Here is a 21,691-nt window from a genome sequence, read left to right as displayed (position 1 = left end):
CCGGGCCGGACCACGATGGGAGGCGTGAGCGTGACGACGTCGCGAGCCGAGCTGGCCGCGTTCCTGCGGTCCCGGCGCGCCAGGATCGGCCCCGCCGACGTGGGCCTGGCGCCCGGGTTCCGGCGCCGGACCCCGGGCCTGCGCCGCGAGGAGCTGGCGCAGCTGGCCGGGGTCGGGGTCACCTGGTACACGTGGCTGGAGCAGGGCCGCGCGATCAACGTCAGCGTCCAGGTCCTGGACGCCATCGCCCGCACCTTGCGGCTCGACGAGGCCGAGCGGGAGCACCTGTACCGGCTGGCCGACGTGCCCGCCTTCACGCCGCAGCCGGCCGGCTGCCCTCTCGAGCCGCAGGTCCAGCTGATCCTCGACGGCATGTCGCTGCCGGCCTGCGTGTACAACGGCCGATACGACCTCCTCGCCTGGAACGCGACCTACGAGCAGCTCTTCACCGACCTGGTCCGCCGCAAGGGTCGCGAACGCAACGCCCTGTGGCACCTGTTCGTCACCCCTGAGTGCTGCATGCCGTTCGTGAATCTCGCCGAGGAGCTGCCGCTGATGGTGGCCACGATGCGGGCCACCTTCGCCCGGCACCTGGGCGAGCCGGCCTGGGAGGGCTTCGTCCGCGACCTGTCCGCGGCCAGCCCCGCCTTCGCCACGGCGTGGCAGTCGCACGACGTGGCCGTGCCCGGCAGCCGCCTGAAGATCTTCCGCCACGCCGCCCTCGGCGACCTGCGCCTGGCCACGCAGAGCCTGCAACTCGCGGGCACCCCCGAGGCCCGCATGATCGTCTACACCCCCGCCGACGCGGCGACGGCGTCGGCGCTGGCGCGCCTGGGCGAGGTGGGCGGCGTGTCCGCCGGCTGTGCCGAGCACCGCGGAGCCTGCTGAATCCGCACATATTGGCTCACCTCTTTACCGGGGGGAGCAGCGCCGTTAGTTTGTTAGGCAACACAACGAACCACATTCGGGACGGACGACTCCTCGGCGGGAGAAGTCCGATTCCTACACGCGTGGCGGTTTCGGCGAACCGTTGCGCGCAGCAACCTGTGTCCACCCCGCACAAGGAGCTTCGTGTTCACCACCCGCCGGCGCGCGTCACGCGCGCTACTCAGCCTTGCCTCCATAACCCTCACAGCTACAGCCGCAGTCGCTCTTCCCGCCCAGGCCGCCAATGCCGCGCCCGTCCAGGCGCCCGTACAAGCTCCCGCCGTGCCGCAGGCGCAGGCCGTCGACCCGTTCGACGTGCTGGTGTTCTCCAAGACCGCCGGGTTCCGGCACGATGCCATCCCCGCCGGCATCGCCGCGATCCAGCAGCTCGGCGCCGCCAACGGCTTCACCGTCGACACGACCGAGGACGGCGGCGCGTTCACCGACGCCAACCTCGCCAAATATGAGGTCGTCGTCTGGCTGTCCACGACTGGGGACGTGCTCGACGCCGACCAGCAGGCCGCGTTCGAGCGCTACATCAAGGCCGGCGGCGGCTACGCCGGCGTCCACGCCGCGAGTGACACCGAGTACGACTGGCCGTGGTACGGCGAGCTCGTCGGCGCCTACTTCACCAGCCACCCGGCGCAGCAGCAGGCCACCATCAAGGTCGAGGACCCGGCGCATCCGTCCACAAAGGACCTGCCGGACCGGTGGAGCCGCTTCGACGAGTGGTACAACTTCCGCGCCAACCCCCGCGCCAAGGTGCACGTCCTGGCCAGCCTGGACGAGACCAGCTACACGCCCGGGACCGGGGCGATGGGCGCGGACCACCCGTTCTCCTGGTGCCGTGACTACGACGGCGGCCGCTCCTGGTACACCGGCGCCGGCCACACCCAGGAGTCCTACACGGACCCGCTGTTCCTCGGGCACCTGCTCGGCGGCATCGAGACCGCCGCCGGCGTGCTCAAGTCGGACTGCAGCGCCACGCTGACCAGCGGCTTCGAGAAGGTCACGCTGGACAGCAACACCAACAACCCGATGGAGCTGGCGATCGCGCCCGACGGGCGGGTCTTCTACATCGAGCGTGACGGGCGCGTCCAGATCGTCAAGCCGGACACGCACACCACCGTCACCGCCGCGACCGTCCCGGTCTTCACCGGCAACGAGGACGGGCTGCTCGGCATCACGCTCGACCCCGGCTTCGCGACGAACCACTGGGTGTACCTGTACTACGCACCCAACGGCGGCGGACCACGCAACGTCCTGAGCCGGTTCACGGCGGTCGGCGACACGATCGACCTGAGCACGGAGAAGCAGGTCCTGCAGGTCGACACGCAACGCAACACCTGCTGCCACGCCGGCGGCACGATGACGTTCGACAGCGCCGGCAACCTGTACCTCGCCACCGGTGACAACACCAACCCGTTCGAGTCCGACGGCTACGCGCCGCTCGACGAGCGGTCCGGGCGGCAGGACTACGACGCGCAGCGCAGCGCCGGCAACACCAACGACCTGCGTGGCAAGGTCATCCGGATCAAGCCGCAGGCCGACGGCACGTACACCATCCCGTCGGGCAACCTGTTCCCGGTCGGCACCGCGAAGACCCGTCCCGAGATCTTCGCGATGGGCTTCCGCAACCCGTTCCGCATCGGCGTCGACCCGAAGACGAACACGCTCTACGTCGGCGACTACGGCCCGGACGCCGCCCAGGCGAACCCGAACCGCGGGCCCGGCAACACCGTCGAGTGGAACATCGTCGCGCAGCCCGGCAACTACGGCTGGCCGTACTGCACCGGCGCGAACGTGCCCTACCGGGACTTCACGTTCCCGTCCGGCCCGTCGGGCGCGGCGTTCGACTGTGCCGCGCCGGTCAACGACTCGCCCAACAACACCGGTCTGACGAACCTGCCGCCGGTCATCGCGGCGACGGTCGACTACGACTACGACGGCAACCCGCGCTTCCCCGAGATCGGTGGTGGCGGCGCGCCGATGGCCGGTCCCGTCTACCGCTACAACGCCGACTCCACGTCGGAGACCAAGTGGCCGCAGTACTACGACGGCAAGGCCATCTTCGGCGAGTGGAACCAGAACAAGCTCTACACGATGCAGGTCAGCACCGACGGTAAGTCCCTTGTGGACATCAACCAGGCCCTGGTCGGCATGAGCACGATCCGCCCGATGGACATGGAGTTCGGCCCCGACGGCGCGCTCTACCTCATCGAGTGGGGCACCGGCTTCGGCGGCAACAACGACGACTCCGGCGTCTACCGCATCGACTACATCGCCGGTGACCGGGCTCCGATCGCGCAGGCCGCGGCCGACCCGACCAGCGGCGCCGCCCCGCTCGCCGTGCACTTCTCCAGCGCCGGCTCCCGTGACCCCGACGGGCAGGCGATCACCTTCGCGTGGTCGTTCGGCGACGGGGGTACGTCCACCGAGGCGAACCCGACACACACCTACACCAGCAACGGCAACTTCACCGCCCAGCTGACCGTCACCGACTCCGAGGGCCGCAGCGGCACGGCGAACGTGCCGGTGACCGTCGGCAACACCGCGCCGAAGGTCACCATCACGCTGCCGCCGGACGGCGGCTTCTACCAGTGGGGTGACCAGGTCGCGTTCACCGTGACCGTGACCGACCCCGAGGACGGCACGATCGACTGCAGTCGCGTCCAGGTCCAGTACCTGCTGGGTCACGACGAGCACGCCCACCCGCTCAACCAGTACACCGGCTGCAGCGGCACGGTCCAGACGTCGCTGGCCAGCGGGCACGGCGCGGACGCCGACGTCTTCGCCGTCATCGAGGCGTCCTATGTGGACAACGGCGGCGCCGGCGGTGCCGGTCCGCTCACCGGGCGGTCACTGGTCCAGTTGCAGCCCAAGCGCAAGCAGGCCGAGTACTTCGCGGCCACCGGGCGGGTGCCGGGCTCGACCGCCGGCGGCGACCCGGGCGTGCGGACGGAGACGACCGGCGACCCGCAGGGCGGCTTCCAGAACATCGGCTTCGTCGAGGAGGGTGACTGGTTCTCCTTCGCGCCGGCCAACCTCACCGGCATCAGCCAGCTGCGGATCCGCGCCGCCAGCAACAACGCCACCGGCGGCACGATCCAGATCCGCACCGGCGCACTCGACGGCCCGATCGTCGGATCCGTCGCGGTGCCGGGCACCGGCGGCTGGCAGACCTATGTGGACCTGACGGTGGATGTCGCCGCCAGCACCACATCCGGACCCTTGTACTTCATCGCCACCGGGTCCGGAGCCGGCTACAACATCAACTGGGTCGACTTCATCGGCCGCGGCGTGACGGACAACGCGCCGCCGGTGGTCACCACGACCGCCACCCCGCCGACCGGGACGACGCCGTTCAACGTGGCGTTCACCGGCTCGGCGACCGACGCCGAGGGCGACACCCCGCTCACCTACGCGTGGGACTTCGGCGACGGCGGCACGGCCACGACCGCCAACGCGAGCCACACCTACACCGCACCGGGGACCTTCACCGCGACGCTGACCGTCACCGACGCCCGCGGGGCGAAGGGGTACAGCAGCGTGGTCGTGCGGGCGGAGGCGCCGAACACCTCGTGCTTCGGCGCGAAGTCCGACGACTTCACCGGGTCCTCGCTGGACCGTACGAAGTGGACGGTCGTCCGGGAGAACCAGACGTTCTCCGTCGCGGGCGGCTCGCTGATCCTGCCGACCGCGGCCGGTGACCTCTACGGCGGCCGTAACGACGCGACCAACCTGGTGCTGCAGCCGGCACCGTCCGGCGCGTGGCAGGCGACCACGAAGATCACCCTGACCGCGGCGGCGAACTACCAGCAGGCCGGTCTCATCGTCTACGGCGATGACGACAACTACGCCAAGGTCGACCTGCTGTACGGCGACTCGCGCAAGATCGAGTTTATCCGCGAGACCGCCGGCACTCCCCGTAACGAGGGTGCCGACGCGATCCCGGCGCAGCCTGGCGACACGTACTACGTGCGGATCGCCTCGGACGGCACGAACCTGACCGCGTCCTACTCGGCCGACGGCACCACGTTCGTCCCGGTCGGGCGGTCGGCGGCGCTCGCCGGCATCGCCAACCCGAAGGTCGGCCTGTTCGCGCTCAACGGCGGCACGACCGCGCCGGTGGTCAACGCGAGCTTCGACCACTTCCTGCTGGCGCCGGACGACGTCGCGAGTGTCGACCCGAACGACGAGTTCACCGGGTCCACGTTGGACCACTGCCGGTGGAACGCGATCGTGCGGGAGGACTCCACCAAGTACCGCGTCTCGGGCGGTGCCCTGCAGGTCGACGTTCCCAACGGCGACATCTACGGCACCGGAAACAGCAACCCGGCGAACTTCATCCTGCAGAAGGCACCCACCGGTGACTTCACGCTCGACACGAAGGTCGACGGCTCGCTGTTCAACGAGCAGTACCAGCAGGGCGGCCTGATCGTCTACGTCGACGACGACAACTACGTGAAGCTCGACTTCGTCGTGGACAACCAGCCGGGGCAGCCGGTCACGCGGCGGCTCGAGTTCCGCAGCGAGATCGCCGGTGCCGTGCAGAACCCGCAGCCCGGGGCGAACAACCTGACCGCCTCGGTCTGGCACCTGCGGCTGGCCAAGGCCGGCAACGCCTACACCGCCTCGTACTCGGCGGACGGCGTCACCTACACACCGCTCGACACGCTCACGAACGCGTTGTCCGCGAGCCTGAAGGTCGGCCTGTACACCCTCGGTGCCGGGCAGACCGCGTCGAAGCCGGCGTCGTTCGACTACTTCCACCTCAGCACCGCTTCGGTGGACACGACGGCACCGGTCGCCACCTCCACCGTCTCCTCCGATGTTCCGCCCACCGCGGGCTGGTACACCGGGCCGGTCACCGTGACCCTTGCGGCGACCGACAACGCGGGCGGCTCCGGCGTCGACAAGATCGAGTACCAGCTCGACGCCGACAGCACCTGGACGGCTTACACCGCTCCGGTTGCCATCAGCGGCGACGGCACGCACACCGTCAAGGCGCGGGCCACGGACAAGGCGGGCAACGTCTCGGCCGTGCAGACCACCACCGTGAAGATCGACGCAACCGCGCCGGTCACCACGGCGGCGTTCGCACCGGCGACCGACGCCGGCTGGCACAACGGCGCCACCCCGGTGACGCTCGCCGCCACCGACGCCGGCGCGGGCGTGTCGAAGGTCGAATGGTCCCTCGACGGCGGTCCGTGGACGGTCTACACCACGCCGGTCAACGTGACCGGCAACGGCCAGCACGAGCTGCTCTACAAGGCCACCGACGCGGCCGGCAACGTGGAGACGCTCAAGTCGGCCATCCTGAAGATCGACGGCACCGCGCCGACGGTCATCGTCGCCGGCCTCGCCGACGGCCAGCTCTACGGCGACAGCCAGGACGTCCGCGTCACCTGGCAGGCCATCGACCCGGTCTCCGGCATCAGGTCGGTCACCGGTTCGCTGGACGGCGGCGCCTACCAGACCGGCACCCTGCAGGCCATGTACGAGCTCGACCTCGGCCTGCACGAACTGGTCGTGGTCGGCACCGACAACGCCGGCAACGCCACCACCAGCACCGTGCGGTTCTTCGTCACCACCTCGTTCCGGGACATGCAGAACCTGCTGGACCGGTTCAAGGCGACGAGCCGCCTGACGACCAAGGCGTACAACCAGCTGTCGGACCAGCTCGCCAAGGCCCGCAAGGCCGAGGCGAACGGCAACGACACGAAGGCCCTCAAGGAGCTCAAGGCCTTCCGGGACCTGGTGACCGCCAAGCTCGTGCCTGAGGCGGAGATCCGCGACACGTTGATCCGTGACGCGGACGCGATGACGGTGCGGCTCGGCGGTACGCCGCCGAACAACGCCGGCGTCAAGGCCAATGCCGGCAAGTCGCTGAAGGGCACCGGGCGCCTCGACGAGGACCCGAACCGGGTGAAGAAGAACGGCAAGCTGTGAGATTTGTTTTTGCTCTGCTCGCGTTCGTGGTGCTGGGGCTCGCCCCCGGCACCGCGCACGCGGACGTTCCCGGCGACCTCAAGCTCGAGGTCGCCGGGGACGGCGCCGAGGGGGTGACCGTCCGCGCGTTCAGCGCGGACGGCCGCCCCGCCGAGGGTGACCTCCGCCTGGTGCTGACCGCGTCCGCGGCCGGTGGCAGGACGATCGGTCCCCTGCAGCTCAACCCCGCGGCGGAGGGCCGCGGCTTCTACACCTCGGGCCCGGTCCTCACGCCGGGCACGTGGACCGTCGTGGTGACCGGCCCGGGCGCGAGCCCGGTCAAGGCCACGTCGACAGTGGAGTCGCGACCGGCGCAGTCACCGCCGCCAGCCTCGTCCAGAGCCGCGCCACCACCCCCGTCGACGTCCTCGCACCTGTGGCTGTGGGGACTCGCCGCGGCGGTCGCGGCGGGGGCGTTCGCGGTGACCGCCGTCGTGCGGTCGCGGCGTTCCCCCTGACCACTGATCAGCACCGACAGCACCAGCAGTCCCGCACCGGCCGCTGACCACGCCGTCAGCGGCTCGTGCAGGACCAGGACGCCGAGGGTCACCGCGGCGACCGGCTCGACCAGGGCCACGACCGCTGCGGTCGTGGCCCTGACCACGGTCAGGCCCGCGAAGAACAGCGCATAGGCCAGGGCGGTCGGCACCGCGCCGAGGAACGCCAGCAGCCCGACCGTCGCACCGAGCCCGCCGCGCGTGGGCAGCAGCCCCTCGATCAGGGCGAGCGGCAGCAGCGCCACGATGCCGACCGCGAACCCGCCGAGCGCCGATTCGAACGGGTCGTCCTTCGCCGCCCGGTTCAGCAGCGTGACGGCGGCGTACCCGGCCGCGGACACCAGCGCCACGGCGAGCCCCGCCACCGGGTTCTTCCCGGAGCCGTCCGCGTTGACCAGCAGCACCAGCCCCGTGAGCGAGACCGCGATCGTTGCGGCGCCGGTCCGGCCGAGCCGCTCGCCGAGGAAGACCCGCGCGCCGACGGCGACCAGCACCGGCCCCGACCCGAGGACGACGACCGTGGCGACGGCGACGCCGGCCAGGTCGATCGCCACGTAGTACGCCGCCTGGTAGAGGGCCATGCCCAGGCCGTTGAGGATGGTCCTGGTCCTGCTGCGCGGCGCCTCGTCCCTCGTCCTGAACGGCCGCATGGCCATGAGCAGCAGGATGCCGCCGAGGTACCGCCAGAAGGTGACCGCGATCGGACCGAGCCCGCTGTGGCCGTACAGGACGGCGGCGACGAACCCGCCGACACCCCACGAGACGGCCGCGAATGCGATGAAGAACAGTCCCCGCCCGACGGGCAGAGAAGGATTATGTCCCATTTGTGAGTGACTCCCGAATTGTCGTGACAATGCGAACCTTCACGAAATGCGGGCAGCCGTCACCGGCACCCGGCGCCGAGGCCGGGTGCTATTTCGGGGTCGTTCGCCTGCCCGCTAGCGAATGGGCGGCGAAAGCACGACACGCAAGCACATGCCGCGCACGGTAGCGATCACCCGCGGGCGGGACACCTGAATTACCGTTCACGATCACGTTCTGGTGACAAGTGCCCGACAGTGTCCTGGTGATCATCACCGTCCGCTGTCGCGGCACCCCAGCTGACCGGGCCTTTTACGCTCGGCAGTGACAGCTCGTGTCCGGCTTTTCATCGAATTGTCACCCTTCGATGGGTCGACCCGCCCTGGTCATGACCATTACGCTGTAGCGACACGCACAGCCGGAGGTCGCGCCGTGGCTCTTTCCGCACCCGCCACGCACGGGTCATCTTCGGGAGGGGGCCTGCCCTGGACCCTCGACGGCGGCCGGGGCATCCTCGGCCTCGACCCCATCACCGGCGCCCTGGCCCTGTATGCCGCGATGATCGGCTTCATCGTCCTGTTCATCCTGTTCGCCGCGATCCTGTCCCGGTGGAGCCTGCACCGCATCAACCGGGCCGAGCGCCGCGCCGAGGTCGCCGAGGCCGATGCCAGCCTCAGCCCCACCGAGCGGGCCCGCCTCCGCGTCGAGGCCGGCGAGCTGATCCGCCAGGCCGCCGCGACCGCCGCCGCCGCGAAGCGCGCCCAGATCGAGGTGGTCGAGGCGCAGTCCCGCGCCCTCGCCGCCCAGCAGGCCCGCGAGGCCGCCTGGGCCACCTTCGACGTCGCGCAGAAGGCCTATGAGGAGGCCCTGCGCGCCGCTGCGGCCACCGACCCGGACGCGCCGACCGACGCCGAAGAGGAAGACAAGCGCGAGGTGTCCCGCGCCGCCCTCGCCGCCTTCAAGCGCGGCGACATCACCGTCGACGCTCTCGAGTCGGTCTTCCGGGGCGCCTCCGGCTGGGACCAGCTGCATGAGCTGCAGGCCCGCGAGATCGAGCTGCGCCGCTCCGCGGAGAGCCGGGCCCGCCGGCTCTACGACGCCGCCGCCGCGGCCGAGCGCACCGCCGTCAAGTCCGCGGACGTGGCGGTCGTCGCCGCCCACGCGCTCGCCGAGGAGGCCGCCGAGGTCGCGGAGGAGGCCGCCGAGCTGCGCGACACGCTCGACGCCGCCCGCCAGTCGGCCATCGTCGCCTCCACGATCACCCGCAAGAAGCGCCGCGTCCCGCAGCAGCGCACGAAGAACACCCGGGCCGCCGAGACCCGCCCCGGCCTCGACATCTCCGTCACGGCCGTCAACCCCGACACCGACCGCACCCAGGACCTCCGCGCCGCCGTCGAGGCCGTCCCGCTCACGGGCAAGACCCCGCTCACCGAAGCCGCCTGACCCACCCGCGGCGCCCCTCGAGCCACGCCCACCGCCGTCGTCGCCCGCCGGGGCGGCGGGGTGGCGGACGGCCGCGCGGATGAGTGCGTGGGCGATAGGGGATCCCGAGGGTTGAAGAACGTGCGTTCAGTACCGCAGCATGGAGTGCATGGGTGAGCTTGTGGCGCTGCCCAAGTCGGGCGACGTGTTCGAAGACGTGCGAAGCGATGACCGCACCATGCGGGTGACCTGTCACCCGATGCGTGGCACCGTGGTGGTGTCGCTGTGGGTGGACAAGATCTGCCGGGCCTCGTTCCAGCTGGCCGAGGGCGACCTGCCCAGGCTGCGGGCCGCCCTCGATGCGATGGAGTTCAACACCGCGCCGATGGTGGTGCGGGAGGAGAGCGCCTAGGGCACGCGCAGGACCACGCTCGGCGACGGGTGCTCCAGGACGACCCGGCCGGGCTGGGGCACGCCGGTGCCCGGGTCCAGCTCCAGCAGCGTGACCGTGTCGGAGTGCTGGTTCGCCACCACGAGGGCGCCGTCGATCAGGGTGAAATGGCGCGGCCAGGTGCCGCCGGTCGACACCTCGTCGAGCGGGGACAGCCCCGCGTCGGTCACCGCGAACGTGGTGACGGTGTCGTTGCCGCGGTTGGCCACATAGAGCCGCGTGCCGTCCGGCGAGATGAGCAGCTCGCTGGGGAAGTTGTCACCCGCGGGCGGGACCAGCACCGACGGCCGCACGTCCAGGACCTCGAAGTCCGCGTCGAACGTGGTGACGGTCGACATGAGCTCGTTGGCGACGAAGACCCGGCCGTCAGGATGCAGCGCGAGGTGCCGCGGGCCGCTGCCCAGCGGGGTCGTGCTCGTGACGCGCTCCCGTTGCAGGGTGCCGGCGGCCGTCAGCCGGTAGTGGATGATCTCGTCGAGGCCGAGATCCACCACGTACACCATGGAATCGCGAACCGTCACCTGATGCGCGTGCGGCGCGGACTGCCGCTCCGGGTGGACGCTCCGGCCGGTGTGTTGCACCAGGTCGGTCCGCGCGGCCAGGCCACCGTCGGCGTCGAGGGCGAACACGGAGACGCTGCCGCCCTGGTAGTTGGCGGACAGGACGAACCCGTCGGTGATGGCCAGGTGACACGGGGAGGCACCGCCGGTCGGCAGCGAGCCGAGCGGGGTGCCGTCGAGGCGGAACGCGGCGACGTGACCCTCGTCGAGCTCGGCGACCGTGTAGATCACCCCGGTCGGCCCCGCGGCGAGATATGACGGCGAGGACGTCCGGATCGGTGCGGCCGCGGGCTTGAAGTCGTCGTCGAAGATCGAGATCTGGTCGGCGTAGGAGCCGATGAGCACTGGCACCCCACCCACCCTAACGGTCCCTGATGGTAGGGCCAGCCCTACCATAAACAGCGGGGCTGCCCGGCTCGATGTCTGAGCGCGATGTCGAGACGCTGGACACATGACGATCCTGGCCGACCGCACGTCCGACTTCACGACGTTGTCCAAACACATCCGTGCGGCCGGTCTGCTCGACCGCCGGCCCGGCTATTACGCCGTACGGTTCACCCTGGTGGGTGCCCTGTACGTCGGCGGCTGGGCCGCCCTTGCCCTCACCGGCTCGTCGTGGTGGGCGCTGCTGGTCGCCGCCGTGCTCGCCGTCGCGTATGCCCAGGTCGCGCTCGTCGCCCACGACCTGGCGCACAAGCAGGTGTTCCGTGGCCGGCCCATCTCCGAGGTCTGCGGCATGCTGGTGGGCAACCTCGGCATCGGGATGAGCTACGGCTGGTGGATGAACAAGCACACCCGCCACCACGCCAACCCCAACCATGAGGAGCACGACCCGGACGTGGCGCCGGACATCCTGGTCTGGTCGACGCGGCAGGCGAACGAGGCCAAGGGTGTGGCCCGGTTCATCGGCGGCCGCCAGGCGCTGCTGTTCTTCCCCCTGCTGCTGCTGGAAGGGTTCAACCTGCACGTGGCCAGCGCCCGGGCGCTCGGCAAGATCAAGCGTTCCAAGATCGAGGGCGTCCTGCTGTACGGGCACTTCGTCATCTACCTGGTCGCCGTGTTCGCGCTGATGTCGCCGGGGGTGGCGATCGCGTTCATCGCCGTGCACCAGGGGCTCTTCGGCCTGTACCTGGGCATGACGTTCGCGCCGAACCACAAGGGCATGCCCACCCTCACCGGTGAGGACGAGCTCGACTACCTGCGCAAGCAGGTCCTGACCTCTCGCAACGTGCGCGGCGGGGTGTGGGTCGACGTGCTGCTCGGCGGCCTGAACTACCAGATCGAGCACCACCTGTTCCCGAACATGCCGACCCCGAACCTGCGCAAGGCCCAGCCGATCGTCGAGAAGTACTGCGCCGAGATCGGCGTGCCGTACGTGTCCGAGACCTTCGTCGGCTCCTACTCCCAGGCGCTGCGCCACCTGCACGCCGCCGGAGCGCCGCTGCGCAAGTAGCGCACGCCCCGCGTGACGTCCCGGGCCTTCACGGGGGGCTCGGGACTTTCCCTTTGAACGGCACGATCCTGCCGCCGGGGCGCGGTGCCGAAGGTGCTGGTCTACGGTTCCTCCAAGGTGTGACCGGGTACGGTCGGGGCGTGGACGCACTGTCGCTCGCCGACTTCCGGGCCCGGGTCGCCGCCATGTACCTGTCCGATGTGGACGTCGCCGGGTTCCGGGCGCGGCGCGACGAGCTGTTCGCGACCCATCCGCAGTCCGCGGCGCCTGGTCCGTTGCGGTACTTCCCCGTCGACCCGGCGTTTTCCGTCGTGGTGCCGGTGGAGCCCGCCGACGGCTCGCTCGAGATCGCGACCGGCGGCGAGGACGGCGTCCTGCGCTACGAGCGGGTCGGTGTGCTGCCGACCCCGTGGGGCCGGCTGACGCTGTTCTGGCTGGCGGCGTATGGCGGCGGGCTGTTCCTGCCGTTCCGCGACGCGACCTGCGGCAAGGAGTCCTACGGCGCGGGCCGTTACCTGACGGACACCGTCAAGGGCACCCACGGCCGCGGCGTCGTGCCGCAGCCGGACGGCCGGGTGCGGCTGGACTTCAACTACGCCTACAACCCGAGCTGCGCCTATGACGACGCGTGGGCGTGCCCGCTCGCGCCGTACGAGAACCGCCTCGACGCCGAGATCAGGGCGGGCGAACTGGCATACACGTGAAAGGCCGGCCCCCACCGCGGGGACCGGCCTTCTCGTGGAACGGCGGTGGGTCAGCCGCCGCCGAGCAGCCCTCCGACGAGCGGGAGGTTGCCGCCCGCGACGCCGTTGAGCAGCGGGAGGCCACCGACGACCGGCAGTGCCTCCTCGGCGGCGGAGTGCCGCGGGCTGTACCTGGTGGAGTGCTTCGGCGCGTAGGTCTTCTCGGCGACCAGTGGCAGCTGGCTCGCCGCCTGCGGCAGGGCGCCGGTCGTCGGCACGAAGCGGTTCGCGACCGCGGTGGTGCTGACGCCGGGGGTCGGGCCGACGCCGCCGATCACCGGGACGCCGGTGATCGAGTCGTTCTTCAGCACGTCGCTGCCGCCGAGCGGGAGGTCGCCGACCATCGGCAGGCCGGTGCCCGCCTCGGTGCCCTGGATGCGCTGCACCCGCTGGTTGCCCGAGCGCTTCCCGGCGGCGCCCACCGGGATGGCGAAGTCGTCGACCGGCTTGAGCGTGCCCTGCACGGGCAGGCCGTTGACCAGGCCGCCGACGACCGGCAGGCCGCCACCGGCGCCGCCGACCAGCGGCAGGCCACCGCCGGTGCCGTTGCCCACCGGCAGACTGGTCGCCTCGGTCCCCACGTTCGGGAACGCGGTGCGGGTGTCGGCGATCGACGTGCCCCGCAGCGTGTCACCGGCGTCGACCGGCATGCCGGCCATCCCCGGCAGGCCGAACTGCTGCAGCGAGCCGACCAGCGGCAGCGCGGCGACGGAGTCCTCGGTCGGCAGGCCGCCGGGAATGGCGTTCCCGGGCACCGACGAGAGGTTGGAGACCTTGCTCGACGTCGTGCGGGGCAGGCCCAGCATCTCCGTCGGCAGGACCGTGTTCAGCGGCAGCGTCTGCAGGACGTTGGGCAGTTGCTGCCCCCCGCCACGCGTCGTGGTGCTGGTGCTGGTGGTGCGGCGACCTGCCTGCGAACTGCTGGCCGCACTCGTGTCGATGCGCGAGCCGTGTGCCTCGAGCTGCAGCGACTGGTTGTTGGGACCCCCGGCGGGCGAGAAGAGATCGTCCAGCTGGCCGGGTACCAGGGCGGAGTCATCGGCATGTGCGGCACCGGCACCGAGCAGCAAAATGCCACCGGCCAAACCGACGGTACCGACCGCCCGGCGAAACCACGTGTTCATCCTCGTAAACCAATCTGGTCGACAAATCCGATCGTCAGTTCAACGACCAACCTGGACAAAGTGACGCGCACGTTCTTCCATCGACCGGGACATCAGGGGTTGGTGATCTTCGTTAGGATCGTCCCGTGGAGTCCGAGTCCTGGTTGATGCGGCGGCTCCGCAGCGGCCTTCCCCGCGCTCAGGCCATCACCCGTCCGTGGTCCCTCGAACCTCCCGGCGGCGCGCACCGGCCGCCCGGTCCGGCGGCCACGAAGAAGATCGTCGTCTGGGGTGACGACCCTCTGGCGCATCGCCTGATCGAGGAGCTGATCCACCAGTACGGGGTGCACGTCACGGCGATCCTGCCCAGCGTCACCCGCCGGCACGGGCCCGACATCGCCCGCCTGCTGCGCGAGCACGGCGGCCGGGTCATCGAGGCGGACCACGCCGACCGGGACGCGTTCGAGCTGGCGGGCCTCGCCGACGCCGACGCGCTCGCGCTGGTCAAGCAGGACGACATCGGCAACCTCGACGCGGCGTTGCAGGCGCAGGAGATCAACCCCGGGCTGCGGCTGGTCATCCGGATGTTCAACCTGCGCCTGGGGTACAGCGTCCGCCGCCTCTTCGCCGACGCCCGCGTGCTGTCCGACGCGCAGATGGCGGCGCCGGCGTTCGTGTCGGAGGCGCTCGGCGAGGTCGCCCCGGTGCACGTCCGCGTCGCGCGCCGCACCCTGTTCGTGGCCCGGCGCTCGGAGGTGCGCGCCGAGGACGTGATCTGCGGGCTCGCGGTGACCGCCGGCGACGGCGAGCCGGTGCTGCTGCCCGCCGACCAGGCCGCCGCCGACCTCGTCCTGGCCGTCGCGACCGGCGAACCGGTCAGCACCGTCATGGGCCGCGAGGACGGCCCGGAGCATGTGCCGGTCCGCCGCAGGCGTCGCCGCTGGCGCTGGCTGCGCCATCCGGTGCGCACCTTCCGGGGGCTGGTCGGGCGGCGGCTCTGGACCACCGCGATGATCATGCTCGGCCTGCTCGCCGTGGGCACCGGGATCATCGCGCACTACAAGCAGATCTCCTGGTGGGACGCGGCGTACGTGACGCTGCTGTCCGAGCTCGTCGGTGCCGGGCCGGACCTGGAGGCGCGGTGGCCCGAGAAGGTGGTCACGGTGCTGCTGAGCCTGGTCAGCATCGCGTTGATCCCCGTCATCACGGCCGCGGTCGTGGAGACGGTCGTCAACGCGAAGCTGGCCCTCGCGCTCGGCCGGCTGCGCGAGCCGCTGTCGGACCACGTGGTGCTGGTCGGTCTCGGCAACGTCGGCACCCGGGTCATGCACGCGTTCGTCGACCTCGGTGTGCCGGTCGTCGTGATCGACCGCAACGAGAACGCCCGGGGTGCCCAGTCGGCCCGGGACCGCGGCGTGCCGTTCATCGTCGGCGACGCGAGCCGGATCGCCACGCTGCGGGCCGCATCCGTCGACACCAGCCGGGCCCTGGTCGTGGTCTCCACCGACGACCAGGCCAACCTGGAGGCGGCGCTGGAGGGTCGCCAGCTCAAGCCCGACCTGCGGGTGGTGCTGCGGCTCTTCGACGGCGCGTTCGCCGACCGGGTCCAGCGGGCGTTCGGCATCACCGCGTCGCGCAGCGTCTCCTACCTCGCCGCGCCGGCGTTCGCGGCCGCGCTGCTGGAGCGCGAGGTGATCGGCACGATCCCCGTCGACCGCCGGGTGCTGCTGCTGGCCGAGGTGCCGGTCGTCGCCGCGTCCGACCTCGACGGCGGTGCGGTCGCGGCGGCGGAGGACGTCGGCGAGGTCCGGGTGCTCGCGGTCACCACCGACGGGGGCCGGCAGACGATCTGGAGCCCGCCGGCCGGCTACGTGCTGTGCGAGAGTGACCTGCTCATCGTGGTAGCGACCCGGCTGGGCCTGGGCAACCTTTTGGCTCAGACCGGCGGCACGCTCGACCCAACTCCCTGAGTTCCCGCCTCCTCTGCCTGGGATCCGTCGTTGAATGGGGCGGATCGCCCGATTTACCCCTAACAGTCCGGGCGGCCCTTCATGCGGACCATCGGGAGGAATGCGCTCATGCGCCGAAGGGTTTTGCTGGTGTCCGGGGTGTGCGCCGTCGTCGCGCTCACCGGGGCGGGAGTCGCCGCGGCGACGTCGTTCGCCCCCGCACGACCGCCGGCGGCCGCGTTCGCGGCGCCCGCGCACGAAGAGCCCGCGCCCGAGCCGTCGGGAGTCCTGGAGGCGGTGACGGGCGGCGCGATCGAGCGCGCCACGACGTTCCGTTACCCCGGCGCCGACTACGTGAAGGTGCACTTCTCCCGCCTCCAGCTCGACCCCGGCGACACCGTCAAGGTGTCCGACGTGAGCGGGACCGAGGTCCACCGGTACACCGCCGCGCAGCTGCAGGACACGGGCAACTGGTCGATGTCCGTCTCGGGCGAGTCGGCCGTGGTCAGCGTCGAGAAGGCCAAGGACGACCCGCTCGGCATCCGATCGAAGCTGGCGAACCTCGGCCTGAGCGTGGACCAGGTCGCCCGCGGCCAGACCCCCACGGAACGCGCCGACGCGGAGGCCAAGCGCAAGGCCGCGGCCGCCGCGCAGCGACACGAGGAGAGCATCTGCGGCCACGACGAGAAGCAGGACGCCGTCTGTTACAAGTCGGCCGATCCCGTCGCGTACGCCAACGCCAAGCCCGTCGCACGCATCCTCATCAATGGCGTCGAGCTGTGCACCGCGTGGCGGCTGGGCGCGAACAACCGCATGATGACCAACCACCACTGCTTCACCACGACCCGTGAGGCCCGCAACACCGAGGTCTGGTTCAACTACGAGTGCGCGCAGTGCGGCGGCGGCGCCACCCTGCGGCCCACCAAGGTCATGGCCGACCAGGTCCTCGCCACCGACGACATCCTCGACTACACGCTGTTCACCGTCCGCAACTTCGACGCGATCGCCCGCTTCGGCTACCTGCAGATGGACGACCGGGCCCCGGTCCGCGGCGAGGAGCTCTACATCCCGCAGCACCCCCGCGGCATGCCGACCGTCATCACCACCCACGACACCAGCGAGCGCAGCGGCAACTGCGCCGTGGCAAACCCCGCGTACGACGGTTACGACGTCGACACCGACATGTCCTACTACTGCGACACCGACGGCGGCTCCTCCGGCTCGCCCGTCATCTCCCGCCGCACCAACAAGGTCATCGCGCTGCACCACTTCGGCGGCTGCCCGAACTCCGGCGTCCGCATGGATCACATCGCGGCGGACATCAGGAACCTTCTGTAGAGGTCTGGAGAGGTCTTGTGCAGGGGCCGGGCCCGTTTCGCGCCGTCGGGTAGGTTTTCCGACATGCGGAACGTGCGCCCGGCCTTGTGGTTCGACCTGGTGCTCCTGGCACTCTTCGCGGCGATCACGGTCGCCCTGGCGCTGCGCACCCCACTGCTGTCGGTCGACCTCGCCGTCCGTGACGTCGTCGACGCGCACCGCCCGTCATGGGCGTACTGGACGGCCCGCGTCTTCAACTACCTCGGCCAGGGCGGCCAGGTGCTCACCCCCCTCGCCGTGCTGACCGCGGCCTACGTCGGCTGGCGCACCCACTCCGTCCGCCCCGCCCTGCCCGTCATCGGCGGCTACGCCATCACCTACCTGACGATCGGCCCGCTGAAGATCTGGACCGACCGCACCGCGGCCAGCGATCACAAGGTCGTGCACCCCGAATACCTCTTCCACGTGCCGACCGGGATGTCGTACCCGTCGGGCCACGTGGTCAACGCGATCGTCTGGTACGGGGTGCTCGCCATCCTCCTCGGCGGCCTGTTGCGCCCCGGCCAGCTGCGCGCGATCCGCTACGCCGCCCCGGCCGTGGTGCTGTTCACCACGACGTTCCTGAGCTTCCACTGGCTCACCGACGGCCTCGCCGCCATCTGCCTCGGCGTCGTGCTGGACCGCGTCCTGCAACGCGTCCCCTGGGACACCATCCCGCTGCCGTCCTGGTTCACCACCCGCGGCTGGTCCGGCCCCATCGCACCCCCGAAGTTCGCCGAAACAGCAAGTTTGCGGTAGCAGCAAACTCGCCGTTTCAGCAAACTCGCGAGGCTTACTCGAGGCTTATGAGAGCCAGGTGCCGGCGCGCATGACGCGGGTGACGTGAAGGGACTCGTCGAGCAGGACGAGGTCGGCGCGGAGGCCGGGGCGCAGGGTGCCGAGTTCGTCGGCGAGGCCGATGGCGGCGGCGGGGGTGGTCGAGGCCATCCGGGAGGCGTCCACGAGGGACAGGCCGGCGCCCGCGGCGCGGCGGAAGGCGGCGTCCATGGTGAGGGTGCTGCCGGCGATCGAGCCGTCGCGGGTCAGGCGGGCCACGCCGTCGGCGACCGCGACGCCCTGGCCGCCGAGGTCGTACTCACCGTCGGGCATGCCGGCGGCGGCCATCGCGTCGGTGATGAGCGCGGCGCGGGCTGCACCGGTGACGGAGACCGCGAAGGCGAGGGTGCCGTCATGCAGGTGGACGCCGTCGGCGACGAACTCGCAGGTCACCGGGGCGGCGCCGAGCAGGGCGAAGACGGGGCCGGGCTGGCGGTGGTGCGGTGGGCGCATGCCGTTGAAGACGTGGGTGCCGACCGTGGCGCCGGCGTCGACGCCCGCGAGGGTCTCCTCCCAGGTGGCGTCGGTGTGGCCGATGGCGGCGACGACGCCGCGGGAGACGAGCAGCTTGATCGCGTCGAGGGCGCCGGGGAGCTCGGGGGCGACGGTGACCATGCGGACCGCGCCGTCGCCGGCGTCGATGAGGGCGGTGAGCTCGTCAAGGGACGGGTGGCGCAGGTACGCCGGGTTCTGCGCGCCGCAGCGGGCCTGCGACAGGTACGGGCCCTCGAAGTGCACGCCGCCCAGGACGCCCTCGGTGACCAGGGGCGCGAATGCCTTCGTGGCGGACAGCATCAGGTCGGGGGGCGAGGTGACGAGGCTCGCCAGCAGCGTGGTGGTGCCGTGGCGCAGGTGGTACGCCGCTGCGGTGCGGGCCGCCTCGGGATCGCCTGTGGTGAACGTGGCGCCGCCGCCGCCGTGGACGTGGATGTCGACGAACCCGGGCACCACGGTGGCACCGGACGCAGCGCCGGAAGGCGACGAACCGACCTCGGCGATGCGGTCGCCCTCGATCCGGACGAAACCGTCCTCGATGACGCGGTCGCCCGCGATCACCCGTACGCCGGACACCACCGTCATTGCGTTCCTCCTGAGCTGTCGTCGTGCGGGCTGTCCAGTGCGTGCAGGCTGTCCAGTGCGAGCAGGGCGGCGCCGAGGCAGCCGGCCTCGTCGCCGAGCGCGGCGCGGGTGATGGTCGGCTCGCGGTGGAACGTCACGCGTGCGTGGACCCCTGCCCGCAGCGGGGCCAGCAATGCCTCACCCGCCTCGGCGAGCCCGCCGCCGAGCACGATGACCGCCGGGTCGAACAGCGCGATCCCGGTCATCAGGCCGTCGGCGAGGGCGTCGATGGTCTCCTGCCACACGGCGACCGCGATCGCGTCACCCTCGGCGGCGAGCCGGGCGACCTCTTCGGCGGTGGCGGGGCGGCCGGCCTGCTCGCCGTACCGGCGGCCGACCGCCGATGCGGAGGCGATCGCCTCCAGGCAGCCGCGCTGGCCGCAGCCGCACATCGGGCCGTCGGGGCGCACCACGATGTGGCCGATCTCGCCGGCGGCACCGTGCGCGCCGGTGTAGACCTGCCCGTTGACGACGTTGGCCGCGGCGATGCCGGTGCCGATGGGGATGACCAGCACATACGAGTGGTCCCGACCGGCACCCAGCCGGGCCTCGGCGAGCCCGCCGGCGCGCACGTCGTGACCCAGCGCTGCGGGCAGGCCGAGGCGCTCCTCCAGCAGGGCCTTGAGCGGTACGTCGCGGAAGCCGACATTGGCGGCCCAGACGGCGATGCCGTTGCGCTCGTCGATCACGCCCGGCACGGCCACGCCGGCGGCCCGCGGGTCGAGGCCCTTCGCGCGCGCGGTCTCGGCGAGGCCCTCGGCGATGTCGAGGATCGTCGCGACGACGGCGTCGGAGCCGCGCTCGCGGCCGGTGGCGTGTCGCTCGGAGTGCAGGACCGTGTGCCGTGTGTCGCCGTCGGCGCCGACCAGTGCACACTTGATCCCGGTGCCCCCCACATCGAGGGCGATCACGGTCTGCGTCATGTGTAGCTCGTCCTCGCGCTGATCGATGTGGCATGAAACTCGGCGGGTTTGCGCATCATTGCGCACGGTCGGGCAGGCTGGCAACCGTACCCCTCGGGTTAGTTTGAGCAGTTGCCTTTGCGTTTACCCGTAGTTTCGCGCATCATTGTGCACACATCTCGCACCGTACGCGCAGGGGAGGGGCCCGTGGACCGCTATGCGCGCTGGAACGCGCTCCTCGAGATCCTCACCGACAGCGGGCGGATCAGCGTCGAGGACGCGGCCGAGCGCCTCGACGTCTCGCAGGCGACGATCCGCCGCGACTTCGACCAGCTTGCGCAGCAGCAGATGATCACCCGCACCCGCGGCGGTGCGGTCGCCAACGGCGTCTCGTATGACCTGCCGTTGCGGTACAAGACGGCGAAGCACGCGCCCGAGAAGCAGCGCATCGGCGCCGCCGCGGCCGCCCTGGTCTCGCCGGGCATGGTCGTCGCGCTCAACGGCGGCACCACGACCACCGAGGTCGCCCGCGCCCTGGCGGTGCGCCCCGAGCTGACCGGCGGGGTCGACGACGCCCAGCTCACCGTGGTCACCAACGCCCTCAACATCGCCAACGAGCTGCTCGTGCGCTCCCGTATGAAGATCGTGGTGACCGGTGGCGTGGTGCGCCCGCAGTCCTTCGAGCTCGTCGGCCCACTCGGCGGCAACATCCTGCGCGACGTCACCCTCGACATCGCCCTGCTCGGCGTCGACGCGCTCGACGTCACCCTCGGCGCGGCCGCCCACCACGAGGGCGAGGCGGCGATGAACAGCCTCATGGTCGCCCGCGCCCGCCGGGTCGTCATCATCGCCGACAGCTCCAAGCTCGGCGGCCACGCGTTTGCCCGCATCTGCCCGATCGACCGCATCGACACGCTGGTCACGGACTTCAACGCCACCCCGGAGACCCTGGCCGCGTTCACGGCTGCCGGCGTCAAGATCGTGACTGCGTAGCCCGCTGCGGGTGCGGGCGATCACGGGTGTGCGCCGGTAGGCTGGGCGGACCCCGGACCGGAGCCTTTGGAGCGACGATGAAGCGCGACGACCTCGCCGCCGCTCGTGTCCCGGCGCAGCCGTCGACCCAGGACGCCGACGACTTCGTGGACACCGATCTGTCCCCTGGCTTGTTCCCCGACTCGGACACCGACCTGGATGCCGGCTCGGATGCCGGCTCGGATGCCGGCTCGGATGCCGGCTCGGATGCCGGCTCGGATGCCGGCTCGGATGCCGGCTCGGACGCCGCTGAGGACGCCGAGGTGCTGGACGTCGCCGAGGCGGAGGAGCCGCCGGAGCTCGACGAGCGCAGCAAGCAGATCCTGGACTTCGAGCGGCGCTGGTGGCGCCAGGCCGGCTCCAAGGAGCAGGCCGTCCGCGACACGTTCAACCTGTCCGCGACCCGCTACTACCAGCTGCTCAACGCTCTGCTGGACAACCCCCTGGCACTGGCACACGACCCCGTGGTCGTCCAGCGCCTGCGCCGCCTGCGCGCGTCCCGCTCCCGCCGCCGCTGATCCTGGCGCTCGCGCCGCATTCGCCGCGCG

Annotated in this window: 16 protein-coding genes; 11 read left to right on the top strand and 5 right to left on the bottom strand. The window is 71.2% G+C overall.

What is annotated here, in order from left to right; genetic code table 11:
• The first annotated feature begins 24 nt into the window (after positions 1–24).
• Both AB0K00_RS00140 and AB0K00_RS00135 read left to right on the top strand, forming a co-directional pair.
• The gene (locus tag AB0K00_RS00140) at positions 25–888 is read left to right on the top strand and encodes a helix-turn-helix transcriptional regulator (RefSeq protein ID WP_363512781.1); all 864 of its coding nucleotides are present in this window, start codon (positions 25–27) and stop codon (positions 886–888) included.
• Between the two features lie 321 nt (positions 889–1,209).
• Entirely contained in the window at positions 1,210–6,879 is a 5,670-nt protein-coding gene (locus AB0K00_RS00135) for a ThuA domain-containing protein (protein WP_363512778.1), read from the top strand.
• A gap of 247 nt (positions 6,880–7,126) precedes the next feature.
• On the opposite strand, the gene AB0K00_RS00130 is transcribed toward AB0K00_RS00135, so the two are convergent.
• Positions 7,127–8,239: an EamA family transporter gene (locus AB0K00_RS00130; RefSeq protein ID WP_363512775.1), complete on the bottom strand. Its 1,113-nt coding sequence runs from the start codon at positions 8,237–8,239 to the stop codon at positions 7,127–7,129.
• 409 nt (positions 8,240–8,648) lie between these two features.
• On the opposite strand from AB0K00_RS00130, the gene AB0K00_RS00125 reads away from it, so the two are divergent.
• A complete protein-coding gene (locus AB0K00_RS00125; RefSeq protein WP_363512773.1) occupies positions 8,649–9,659 on the top strand; it encodes a hypothetical protein in 1,011 nt (336 codons plus the stop codon).
• Between the two features lie 148 nt (positions 9,660–9,807).
• Positions 9,808–10,050, top strand: coding sequence for a hypothetical protein (locus tag AB0K00_RS00120; protein WP_363512770.1), 243 nt, complete (start codon positions 9,808–9,810; stop codon positions 10,048–10,050).
• Here the strand turns inward: AB0K00_RS00120 and AB0K00_RS00115 are convergent.
• Entirely contained in the window at positions 10,047–11,000 is a 954-nt protein-coding gene (locus tag AB0K00_RS00115) for a lactonase family protein (protein ID WP_363512767.1), read from the bottom strand. The genes AB0K00_RS00120 and AB0K00_RS00115 overlap by 4 nt on opposite strands.
• 100 nt (positions 11,001–11,100) lie before the next feature.
• Here AB0K00_RS00115 and AB0K00_RS00110 point away from each other — a divergent pair, with 100 nt between their 5' ends.
• Both AB0K00_RS00110 and AB0K00_RS00105 read left to right on the top strand, forming a co-directional pair.
• The gene (locus AB0K00_RS00110) at positions 11,101–12,102 is read left to right on the top strand and encodes an acyl-CoA desaturase (protein ID WP_363512764.1); all 1,002 of its coding nucleotides are present in this window, start codon (positions 11,101–11,103) and stop codon (positions 12,100–12,102) included.
• A gap of 140 nt (positions 12,103–12,242) precedes the next feature.
• Positions 12,243–12,806 carry a DUF1684 domain-containing protein gene (locus tag AB0K00_RS00105; protein WP_363512761.1) on the top strand — a complete coding sequence of 188 codons (564 nt, stop codon included), beginning with the start codon at positions 12,243–12,245 and terminating at the stop codon, positions 12,804–12,806.
• Between the two features lie 50 nt (positions 12,807–12,856).
• Here AB0K00_RS00105 and AB0K00_RS00100 read toward each other — a convergent pair whose 3' ends face one another.
• Positions 12,857–13,969 carry a hypothetical protein gene (locus tag AB0K00_RS00100; protein WP_363512758.1) on the bottom strand — a complete coding sequence of 371 codons (1,113 nt, stop codon included), beginning with the start codon at positions 13,967–13,969 and terminating at the stop codon, positions 12,857–12,859.
• 125 nt (positions 13,970–14,094) lie between these two features.
• On the opposite strand from AB0K00_RS00100, the gene AB0K00_RS00095 reads away from it, so the two are divergent.
• The 3 genes from AB0K00_RS00095 to AB0K00_RS00085 all read left to right on the top strand — a co-directional run bounded on the left by AB0K00_RS00095 (position 14,095) and on the right by AB0K00_RS00085 (position 18,012).
• Positions 14,095–15,918 (top strand): NAD(P)-binding protein, encoded by a 1,824-nt coding sequence (locus AB0K00_RS00095; protein ID WP_363512755.1) that lies wholly within the window; start codon positions 14,095–14,097, stop codon positions 15,916–15,918.
• Between the two features lie 108 nt (positions 15,919–16,026).
• Positions 16,027–17,235, top strand: a complete 1,209-nt coding sequence (locus AB0K00_RS00090) for a serine protease (protein WP_363512753.1) — start codon at positions 16,027–16,029, stop codon at positions 17,233–17,235.
• A gap of 63 nt (positions 17,236–17,298) precedes the next feature.
• Complete coding sequence (locus tag AB0K00_RS00085) at positions 17,299–18,012, top strand: phosphatase PAP2 family protein (RefSeq protein ID WP_363512750.1); 714 nt, start codon at positions 17,299–17,301, stop codon at positions 18,010–18,012.
• A gap of 45 nt (positions 18,013–18,057) precedes the next feature.
• Here the strand turns inward: AB0K00_RS00085 and nagA are convergent, their stop codons facing one another.
• Together nagA and AB0K00_RS00075 are read right to left on the bottom strand one after the other, a co-directional pair.
• The gene (gene nagA, locus AB0K00_RS00080) at positions 18,058–19,170 is read right to left on the bottom strand and encodes an N-acetylglucosamine-6-phosphate deacetylase (RefSeq protein ID WP_363512747.1); all 1,113 of its coding nucleotides are present in this window, start codon (positions 19,168–19,170) and stop codon (positions 18,058–18,060) included.
• Positions 19,167–20,132: an ROK family protein gene (locus tag AB0K00_RS00075; RefSeq protein WP_363512744.1), complete on the bottom strand. Its 966-nt coding sequence runs from the start codon at positions 20,130–20,132 to the stop codon at positions 19,167–19,169. The genes nagA and AB0K00_RS00075 overlap by 4 nt, the downstream gene beginning before the upstream one ends.
• A 186-nt stretch (positions 20,133–20,318) precedes the next feature.
• Here AB0K00_RS00075 and AB0K00_RS00070 point away from each other — a divergent pair, with 186 nt between their 5' ends.
• Both AB0K00_RS00070 and AB0K00_RS00065 read left to right on the top strand, forming a co-directional pair.
• Complete coding sequence (locus AB0K00_RS00070; protein WP_203848668.1) at positions 20,319–21,104, top strand: DeoR/GlpR family DNA-binding transcription regulator; 786 nt, start codon at positions 20,319–20,321, stop codon at positions 21,102–21,104.
• Between the two features lie 77 nt (positions 21,105–21,181).
• On the top strand, positions 21,182–21,661 hold the full coding sequence (locus AB0K00_RS00065; RefSeq protein WP_363512742.1) for a DUF3263 domain-containing protein: 480 nt from the start codon (positions 21,182–21,184) through the stop codon (positions 21,659–21,661).
• The last annotated feature ends 30 nt before the right edge of the window (positions 21,662–21,691 follow it).

Origin of the sequence: Dactylosporangium sp. NPDC049525, assembly GCF_040676755.1 — a bacterium.
Lineage (GTDB): Bacteria > Actinomycetota > Actinomycetes > Mycobacteriales > Micromonosporaceae > Dactylosporangium.
The sequence above is the reverse complement of the archived record's forward strand: the minus strand, read 5'-3'. Positions and strand labels throughout refer to the sequence as shown.